Raw genomic sequence first — 8,590 nt, 5'->3', positions numbered from 1 at the left:
GCCTCCAAATTTAGCCTTTGCTTCTTCTAAGGCTTCTTTTGCCTCAGCACTAAAGCTTTCATCGATGATACTTTCAGCTGCTCTTATGTTTTGAGTAGGGAGGGTTTTAACAATGCCAGCCACTGAGTAATCAGCCAAAGCCTTGCTCTTTTTCAAAGCGTTCGCATTGTGGAATGGAGGTAGTTTTAGCAAATGGCGAAATTTTACGCACCGCTATGGGAGCATTGCCAGGAGCTAAAACCTTTGCAGAAAACAAATACGGCTATGGTCCTTATATCGATGGACTTTTTTCGCAGTCAAATTTTGGCATAGTAACTAAAATGGGCTTTTGGATGATGCCAAAGCCTGAGCATTATTTGCTTTTGTCCTTGACGATGAAAAGAAGAGAAGATCTTATCCCTGCTGTAAGTATTTTAAACTACTTAGAAGATAGCTTTATCGTTGGCTGGCCACTTTATAGAAGTCCTTTAAATCCACCTCATGGCAAGGCGATGAACAGCGAGCTTGAGGGTTATCTTACCTCAAAACGCGGTTTTCCTGATCTTGATAAAATTCAAAACTACGCCCTAAAAAACAATATCCCTTATTGGCAAATAGATATTCCTATATATGGTTGTAAGGAAGTTTGCCATGCAAATATGAACTATATCAAGGAAAGATTTAAGATTATAAAGGGTGCTGAGATTAAAATCGTGCAAGAATTTAGCCTACCTATGAATTTGGAGCAAAAAAAGCAGCTTAAACACAAAGTTAGCCTTGGTATCCCAAATATGGAAATCTTTTGGCTTAGCACAAGAGGCGAGACAAGAGAGCCAAGCGATGGGCATGTGTGGTTTTCGCCTATTATCCCACGCGATGGCAAGGAGCTTTTGAAGTGTCAAGATGTTTATATCGAGGTTTTTCATGATCTGGGTATGAAATCCCCTATCACGCCATTTGCTCACCCAAGAAGCTGGATGTATCGTGCCTTTTGCTTTATGCTTGCTTTTAACAATTCTCGCACCGATACAGAATATAACCTAAAGCTTAGAAAGGCTTACAGAGAAATGGTGCGTGTGGCGGCTAAAAATGGCTGGGGCGATTACAGAGCAGCGCCAACCTTTCAAGATGATGTTATGGCGGCTTATTCTTATAACAATCACGCTTTACGTCGCTTTAACGAACAGCTTAAAGACTGCATTGATCCTAATGGAATTTTAGCACCAGGAAGAGGCGGAATTTATCCAAAAAATGCAAGAGATCAAAGATTTGCAAATGCTAAACTCGACGAACTTGCTCTTAAAGGAGGCAAAAAATGAAAAAACTGATCAAACTAAGCCTTTTTCTTTGTATAGGTGCAAATTTGCTTTACTCAGCGGATAAAGAGTGGCTTCCTAAGGGAAGTAGCATTGATACTTACGAGTATAATTCTAATCAATCACGCTCGCCAGCAGCTTTTTCTAGCATAAATTCCAACTCTTTAAGCTCGAAAGAGAAAAAGGGACAAAAAATTTATTCTAAATGGTGTTTGCCTTGTCATGGTGAGGGAATGCCTGCGACAAATGCCTTGCAAGTTGCTTATGAGGGGGCTTTGCCTGCCTTGCTTGAGGCTAGAGAGGATTTAAGTCCTGAATTTGTGGAAACTTTTGTGCGTGCTGGAAAGCACTCCATGCCATTTTTCCGCAAAACTGAAATCAGTGATGAGGAGCTAAAGCTTTTAGGCGAGTATTTGCAAAATGCTCACAAATATCTTAAAAAAAGATAAAAGCATTAAATTTGTAATCTTTTTTATAGATTCTTAGATCTTTATAATAAACATTAAAACAATGAGGAAACTCCTTGTTTTAATGTTTTACATTTAAAAATGTTAGGCAATTTTAGCACAAAAAGCTCTATCAAAACCTTGATAATCTTTGTAAAATTTAGCCTCAAAGCCATTTTTAACTAAAATTTCATGCAAAATTTCTTTTTGATCAAAACCAAATTCGCAAGCTAGGCATTTGGCTTTTTTGGCTTTTGCAAAAAGAATGATTTTTTCAAGTATTTCATGCCCTTTAATGCCTCCAAACAAAGCTTTTTTTGGCTCTTTTAAAACCCATTGATCAAGAGGATAATTTTTTGCTATATAAGGAGGATTTGAAAAAATGAGATCAAAATCATCTTGCATATCCTTAAAATCACAAAGTCTAAAATCAATCAAATCCTCTACTTTATGTAATCTTGCGTTTTTTATAGCTAAATTTAAAGCCTTTTTACTGACATCGCAAGCTGTGATCTTTTTTTGAGTAAGCTTAGCAAGAACTATGCTTAAAATTCCGCTTCCAAAGCCTATTTCTAAAATTTTTTTATAAGGATTATTAACAAGTTCCTTACGCACAAGCTCAAGTAAAATTTCACTATCAAAACGAGGGATCAAAACCCCTTTTTGCATATAAAAATCAAGCCCATAAAAACTTGCTTTTTTAAAAATGTATTCAAAAGGCTCGCCTTGTAAAAACCTATCAATCAAAGCAAAAAAAGGCTTTTCATCAAAATCATAATGTTCATTTAAGAAAAGCCAAGATTTATCACAAGCTAAATACTCACAAAGAAAAAAAACCGCCTCATTTTCATGATTTTGAAGCAGTTTTTTGGATATTTTTAAAGCATCTTTGATTTTCAAGATAAGGCTTTAATCCTTTTTAATATACTTGGGTGGGACAAATGAAAAAACTCATAAAGCCTAGAGCTTTCTATAAAGGCTTTATTTTCCCTTGCTAAAGCAAGCAAGGCACTTTTCATATCTTCTTTTGAACTCATTTTAGCACCATGCAAATCAGCGCTAAATTCATTTTTACGACTTAAAAAATTTAACAAAGGCGAAAAGATAAAAGTAAAAACATCACCAAAGATCAACAAAAGTGCAAAAACACCACCCAAAACGCCGTCTAAATGACTTTGAGTATAAAAAAACTCAGGCAAATGAGCAAAAACAAAAAACAAAACAAAGACCATAAAAGCACTTAAAAACAAACCCTTTATTAAGTCTTTATGCACAAAATGACCAAGTTCATGCCCTAAAACCGCTAAAAGCTCCCTTTCATTTAAGGCTTTTAAAAGCGTGTCAAAAAGCACAACTCTTTTACTTTTGAAAAGCCCTCCAAAATAAGCATTAAGCCTTTTATCCCTTTTGCTTGCGTCCATAACAAAAACACCATTTGCACTAAAGCCACATTTTTGCATAAGAGCTGTGATCTTTGCGAGCAAATGCTCATCTTCAAGCTTGCTCATTTTGTTAAACATAGGAGCTATAATGGTTGGATAAATCAAATTTATGATTAAAATCACCACAAAAGAAAGCAAAAAAGCTGCAAACCACCACAAAGAACCCAAAAATTCGTAGCAAAAAAGCAAGGCATAAAGAATCAAAAAGCCAAAAACAAGCATCAAAACAAGGCTTTTTAATGTATCGACGATAAAAAGCTTCATGCTCATGTTTGAAAAGCCATGCTTTTTATCTTTCACGAAACTTTCGTATAAACTTAAGGGAAGATTAAGCAAAGCTCCTATAAGTAAAAAAGCTAGCAAATATAGGGTATTTTCAAAAAGAGTATTTTCCTTAATCAAAAGTTCTTTAAGCCATAAAAAGCCAAAGCTAAGCCATAAAATTTTGATGATAAAATTATAAAAATGCGAGAAAATATCAAATTTTTGATTTTCTATGGAAATATTTGCCGCATCCAAATAAGCTTTCTCATCTAAAATCACTGCCTTTTCTTTGCTCATTTTTTTTAAAAATGAAATCTGCACACAAGAAACACTTATATGAGCTATGGTATAAAGCACTAAAATTAAAATTAGCGTCATTTTTTGTCCTTAAAATAAAGTCAAGGCAATTTTAGCCGATTTTGCTTAATCAAAGATATATAAATAAATTTAAATTTATTTGTTTAAAAGTCTAAATAAGCTAGAATTTGAAGCTTAAATTCAAAGCAAGGAAGCAAAATGTTTTCAAAAAAGAATTTACAAACGCAAAAGCCAATTAAAAAAAGTGATATCCAAGAATATATGCTTGATGATAGATTGTATGGTTTTATGAAAAATATCAAAGAACTAGCAAAAGATGAAGATAAAGCCATGTTACTTGCAAGGCAACTGACAAATCTTATCAAAGCTGATAAGGGTTTATAAATTTAGCTTAAACTTAAATATGTTAGAATATCAAATTTTTATTTAGAACTATGATTATAGGTATTATTTAGAAAGGTTTTTGAATTTTGTACATATGAAAACGCAGTTTTTGTATCAAGGCATTAGCTCAAGTAATTTGATTTTATTTTTTTCTGCTTTTGGCTCTCATCCATCGCATTTTAGGCATTTAAAATCAAATAAATACGATGTTTTAATGTGCTATTCTTATGAAAATATTGATTTAAATTTGCAAGATTTAATCAAACCTTATGAAAATGTTTATCTTATAGGTTGGTCTTTGGGGGTTTTTGCTGCTGCAAAACTCCTGCAAGACTATGTTTTTCTTAAAAATTTAGCCATAAATGGCACTACTGCTGTTCTTGAAATCTTACAAATCACTCCTGAATTTTATAAAAAAGCAATGAATGAATTTAACCTACTCAACTTTAAAAAATCCATATTTGCAGAACGCATAGAACAAACACAAGAATTTGCTTTCAAAGATGAAAGCTCTCTAAAACAAGAGCTTTCAAATTTACTCAAATTTGCTATGACGCCACCAAATTTAAGATTTTTGTGGGATAAGGTTTTGATCTCAAAACAAGATAAATTTTTCCCTCCAAAAGCTTGTGCAGAATTTTTTAGACACCAAAGCACACTCATGGTCACTAATGAGCCACATTTTGTATTTTTTGGTTTTAATTCTTGGGACGAGTTGGCAAGATTATAATTTCATAACTCCGCTATGCACTGACCATATTTTACTATATCTTGTGAACTTACCCTTAGTTTCAAGTCTTTTTTATCAAAAATCACAACAATGGTCGATCCAAGCTCAAAATACCCGAGTTCTTCGCCCTTTTTAATGTGTAAATTTTCATAGTTTTTGCTAAAATTTGTTCCAGATTTTGCTTTAAATTTCAAGCTCTCATCAAAATGAAAATTCATCTTACCAACATTTAAAGCACCCACAAAAACAAGAAAAAAGATCTTTTGATTGTGCTTACATTTAAGGATAAATCTTTCATTTCTAGTGTAAAGATTGGCTATTTTAAGTAAATGTTTTTCATCGACACTAAAAAGAGCACCACTTACATAATGCACGCTTAAAATTTCTATATCACAAGGTGCATGATAGCGGTGATAATCTTTTGGGGAAAGATAGATATTGATATATCCAAATTCCCTTTTACCCTCATCTAAAGCTGTACTCAAAAGCTCATTAATACTATAAGTAAAACCCTTGATCGCCAAGGCAAAATGCTCATTTTCAAGGCTTTTGCTTATGCCACATTGTAAAATTTTACCATCACTTGGGCTGATAAAACCCTCATCAAGCTTCCTTGGTTTTAAAAGTTTTCTTGTAAAAAGAGCATTTAAACTTATGTAGTTTTTTGCCTCATCAAATTCATCTAAATCTATCCTAAAATGCCTCACATAAGCTTCATTGATCTTTGCTTGCAAAGAACTTGGAAAACTCACACTTGCTACTGAACCAAAAATTCTTGAAACTAAATTTGAAAACGCCATTTTTACTCCTTTTATTCACCTTGAAGCTCAAGCAAAGCAATCTCACTTGGAGCTAAAAATCTTATCGCAGGACCCCAAAAACCAGCCCCACTACTCACATAAAGCTTAGTTTTCTCACTCAAAGTATAAAGCCCATGCAAAAAGCCCTGTTGTAAATATACCAAAATTCCAAAAGGAAAAACTTGTCCTGCGTGCGTATGGCCGCTTAAAACAAGATCAAATTTGCTTACATCGTATAAATTTACGCTTTTTGGCTGGTGAGAAAGCAAAATGCTAGGTTTGTCCTCGCTTAAATTTGCCGTAGCTTTTTCTATATCTGGGATAAAGTTTAGCTCTCCATTTAAGCCAAGCCCACTAAGCCCTACTCCATTTTTTTCATCGTTTAAATTTTCAAAGCGAAGCCCAGCAAGATCAGCAAGCCCAGCGATATTTAAAACCCCTATATCCACGCTTTCATTGATGAGAATTTTTAAATTTGTCTTTTCTTTTAAGAGCTTTAAAATTTCATCTAAACCTCTGTAATACTCATGATTTCCCAAAGAATAAAAAGTGCCAAATTTGCTTTTTAGCTCGTTAATTTTAGAAATATAAGGTGCGACATCTTGGGGCTTTGTATCGATGAAATCCCCAACAATAACGACTAAATCAGGCTCTAAAGCATTTATCTTATCAACAAGTTTTGCTAAAAAGCCCTCGTGTAAATTTTTACCCAAATGCACATCGCTGATCATGGCTATACGAAGATTTTGTTTTAAATTTTTGATTTTAAGCTCTATTTTTCTTACATTTGGGATAAAATTTGCATTACCCCAGCCCCTTAAAATTAGCCCCAAACCAAAGATGATCAAACTTAGATTAAAAAGAAATTTAATGCTCGCACGGCGTTTTTCATCAAATTTCACACCCTTGGCATTTTTTGCCCAAAGCCTGATGAAAAAAGCCAAAATATCCTTAAAAAGCGTTACAAAAAAGAAAAAATAAGTAAAAGCAAAGCTATGAGAAAGTGCTACATAAAGGCTACTTGCAAAGCGATCTTCTGCACGAAAAGGCAAAAAACAAGCCTGCATGATAAAAATGATCAAAACCACGGCAAAAACCCATTTTTTATGTGTGTGCAAAAAAGGGATTTTCATAAACAAACGCTTGTAAATATAGACATTTGCAAGGGCGAAAATCAAGGTAAAAATTATGGAAAAAACTAAAAACAACATAAGCGAGATTTTAGCCTTTTTTGTTAAACAAATTCTAAAACATTAATTTTTTTAAGTTATAATCTTGCTTTTAAAACCCCAAATTTAAGGAAGTCAATGTATCGTTTTGCACCCTCGCCAACAGGCGATATGCATATAGGTAACTTAAGAGCGGCGATTTTTAACTATATTTGTGCGAAACAAAAAGGCGTGGATTTTATTTTGCGTATCGAGGATACCGATACTGCTCGCAATATCGCAGGAAAAGAAGAAGAAATCAAAGAAATTTTAAAGCTTTTTGGTATTTCGTGGCAACATTTTTATGTGCAAAGCCAAAACCTCAAATTCCACCGCCAAATGGCTTTAAAGCTTGTAAGCAAGAAAAAAGCTTTTGCTTGTTTTTGCACGAGCGAAGAACTTGAAGCCAAAAAAGAAGCCGCAAAGCTTGCAAAAAAAGCTTACAGATACGATGGAACTTGTGAGAATTTGACAGATAGCGAAGTTTTGATGAATGAAAAGCCCTTTGTGATCCGCCTTAAAAAACCAAGCAAAACAATGGAATTTGAAGATCTTATAAAAGGCAAGCTTAAATTTGAGCCTGAGGCTGTGGATAGCTTTGTGATCATGCGTGCGGATAAAACGCCAACTTATAATTTTGCCTGTGCGGTTGATGATATGCTTGAGGGCGTTACTTGCATTATAAGAGGCGAAGATCATGTTTCAAATACGCCTAAGCAAGAGCATATCAGAGCAAGCTTAAACTACGATAAAAAAATGTCTTATGCACATTTGCCTATCATTTTAAATGAAGAGGGTGTGAAGATGAGCAAAAGAGAGGCACACTCTAGCGTAAAATGGCTTTTAGATGAGGGAATTTTGCCTGAATCTATTGCAAATTATCTCATCATGCTTGGAAATAAAACGCCTAGGGAGCTTTTTACCCTTGAAGAAAGCTTTGAGTTTTTTGATATTAAAAAAGTGTCTAAAGCACCGGCTAGATTTGACCTTAAAAAGCTTTTACAGCTCAATAGAGAGCATATCAAGCTCATGAGTGATGAAGCCTTGTGCGAGGCTTTGGGTTTTAAGGATTTTAAGCTTAATGAGACTTTGAAAAAAGACTTTGCAAATTTGGCTAAATTTTATACTCAAGAAGCAAGCACCATTAAGGAGCTAAGAGCTAAATTTGCTTTGATTTTTGGTAAGAAAGATTTTGGTGAATTTAGTGCTGAATGCGAGCTTATCTTAAAGGCTTTGAAAGATTTAAACCTGCCTGAAACTTATGAGGAGTTTAAAACGAGCCTGATGAAGGCTACAAATTTAAAAGGCAAAAGCTTTTTTATGCCTTTAAGGCTCGTTTTAACAGGCAGCGTTCATGGTCCTGAGCTTGCTGAACTTTATGGCTTTTTGAAAAAATTTTTGAAATTTAGGGAGTAAAAATGGAATTTTTGGGCTTATCTTTACTTGCTTCTATCATTAGCGTTATACAGATTCTTATCAATGCTTATATGTGGGTTATCATTATCGCAGCGCTCATTTCTTGGGTGAGTCCTGATCCTTACAATCCCATAGTGCAAATTCTTTATAAGCTTGCAGCACCTGCTTATAGACTTGTTAGTTTTATACCTACTCGTATAGGTAGCATTGACTTAGCTCCGCTTGTTATTATCATCATCTTGCAATTTATCAGCATTTTGCTTGGAAGATTATCACAAGGAATTTAA

At 34.2% G+C, this 8,590-nt stretch carries 10 protein-coding genes; 6 read left to right on the top strand and 4 right to left on the bottom strand.

The window, feature by feature from the left end; all coding sequences use genetic code 11:
• The first annotated feature begins 173 nt into the window (after positions 1 to 173).
• Positions 174 to 1,298 (top strand): p-cresol methylhydroxylase, encoded by a 1,125-nt coding sequence (locus tag DMB92_RS01860; protein WP_260604713.1) that lies wholly within the window; start codon positions 174 to 176, stop codon positions 1,296 to 1,298.
• Positions 1,295 to 1,744, top strand: coding sequence for a c-type cytochrome (locus DMB92_RS01855; protein ID WP_142681335.1), 450 nt, complete (start codon positions 1,295 to 1,297; stop codon positions 1,742 to 1,744). The genes DMB92_RS01860 and DMB92_RS01855 overlap by 4 nt, the downstream gene beginning before the upstream one ends.
• Before the next feature lie 102 nt (positions 1,745 to 1,846).
• Here DMB92_RS01855 and DMB92_RS01850 read toward each other — a convergent pair whose 3' ends face one another.
• The gene (locus DMB92_RS01850; protein WP_142681334.1) at positions 1,847 to 2,641 is read right to left on the bottom strand and encodes a HemK/PrmC family methyltransferase; all 795 of its coding nucleotides are present in this window, start codon (positions 2,639 to 2,641) and stop codon (positions 1,847 to 1,849) included.
• A complete protein-coding gene (locus DMB92_RS01845) occupies positions 2,638 to 3,825 on the bottom strand; it encodes a M48 family metallopeptidase (RefSeq protein ID WP_142681333.1) in 1,188 nt (395 codons plus the stop codon). The genes DMB92_RS01850 and DMB92_RS01845 overlap by 4 nt, the downstream gene beginning before the upstream one ends.
• Before the next feature lie 138 nt (positions 3,826 to 3,963).
• Between DMB92_RS01845 and DMB92_RS01840 the strand changes: the two genes are divergently transcribed.
• Both DMB92_RS01840 and DMB92_RS01835 read left to right on the top strand, forming a co-directional pair.
• Positions 3,964 to 4,149 carry a molybdenum cofactor biosynthesis protein gene (locus DMB92_RS01840; protein ID WP_142681332.1) on the top strand — a complete coding sequence of 62 codons (186 nt, stop codon included), beginning with the start codon at positions 3,964 to 3,966 and terminating at the stop codon, positions 4,147 to 4,149.
• A gap of 79 nt (positions 4,150 to 4,228) precedes the next feature.
• The gene (locus tag DMB92_RS01835) at positions 4,229 to 4,879 is read left to right on the top strand and encodes a pimeloyl-ACP methyl esterase BioG family protein (RefSeq protein WP_142681331.1); all 651 of its coding nucleotides are present in this window, start codon (positions 4,229 to 4,231) and stop codon (positions 4,877 to 4,879) included.
• Positions 4,880 to 4,881: 2 nt separating this feature from the next.
• On the opposite strand, the gene DMB92_RS01830 is transcribed toward DMB92_RS01835, so the two are convergent.
• Both DMB92_RS01830 and DMB92_RS01825 read right to left on the bottom strand, forming a co-directional pair.
• Complete coding sequence (locus DMB92_RS01830) at positions 4,882 to 5,679, bottom strand: phosphatidylserine decarboxylase (protein ID WP_142681330.1); 798 nt, start codon at positions 5,677 to 5,679, stop codon at positions 4,882 to 4,884.
• Between the two features lie 11 nt (positions 5,680 to 5,690).
• Positions 5,691 to 6,890: a metallophosphoesterase gene (locus DMB92_RS01825; RefSeq protein WP_142681329.1), complete on the bottom strand. Its 1,200-nt coding sequence runs from the start codon at positions 6,888 to 6,890 to the stop codon at positions 5,691 to 5,693.
• Between the two features lie 96 nt (positions 6,891 to 6,986).
• Here DMB92_RS01825 and gltX point away from each other — a divergent pair, with 96 nt between their 5' ends.
• The gene (gene gltX / locus DMB92_RS01820) at positions 6,987 to 8,303 is read left to right on the top strand and encodes a glutamate--tRNA ligase (RefSeq protein WP_142681328.1); all 1,317 of its coding nucleotides are present in this window, start codon (positions 6,987 to 6,989) and stop codon (positions 8,301 to 8,303) included.
• A gap of 2 nt (positions 8,304 to 8,305) precedes the next feature.
• The gene (locus tag DMB92_RS01815) at positions 8,306 to 8,590 is read left to right on the top strand and encodes a YggT family protein (protein ID WP_142681327.1); all 285 of its coding nucleotides are present in this window, start codon (positions 8,306 to 8,308) and stop codon (positions 8,588 to 8,590) included.

This window comes from Campylobacter sp. MIT 99-7217 (genome assembly GCF_006864365.1).
Classification (GTDB): domain Bacteria; phylum Campylobacterota; class Campylobacteria; order Campylobacterales; family Campylobacteraceae; genus Campylobacter_D.
The sequence above is the reverse complement of the archived record's forward strand: the minus strand, read 5'-3'. Positions and strand labels throughout refer to the sequence as shown.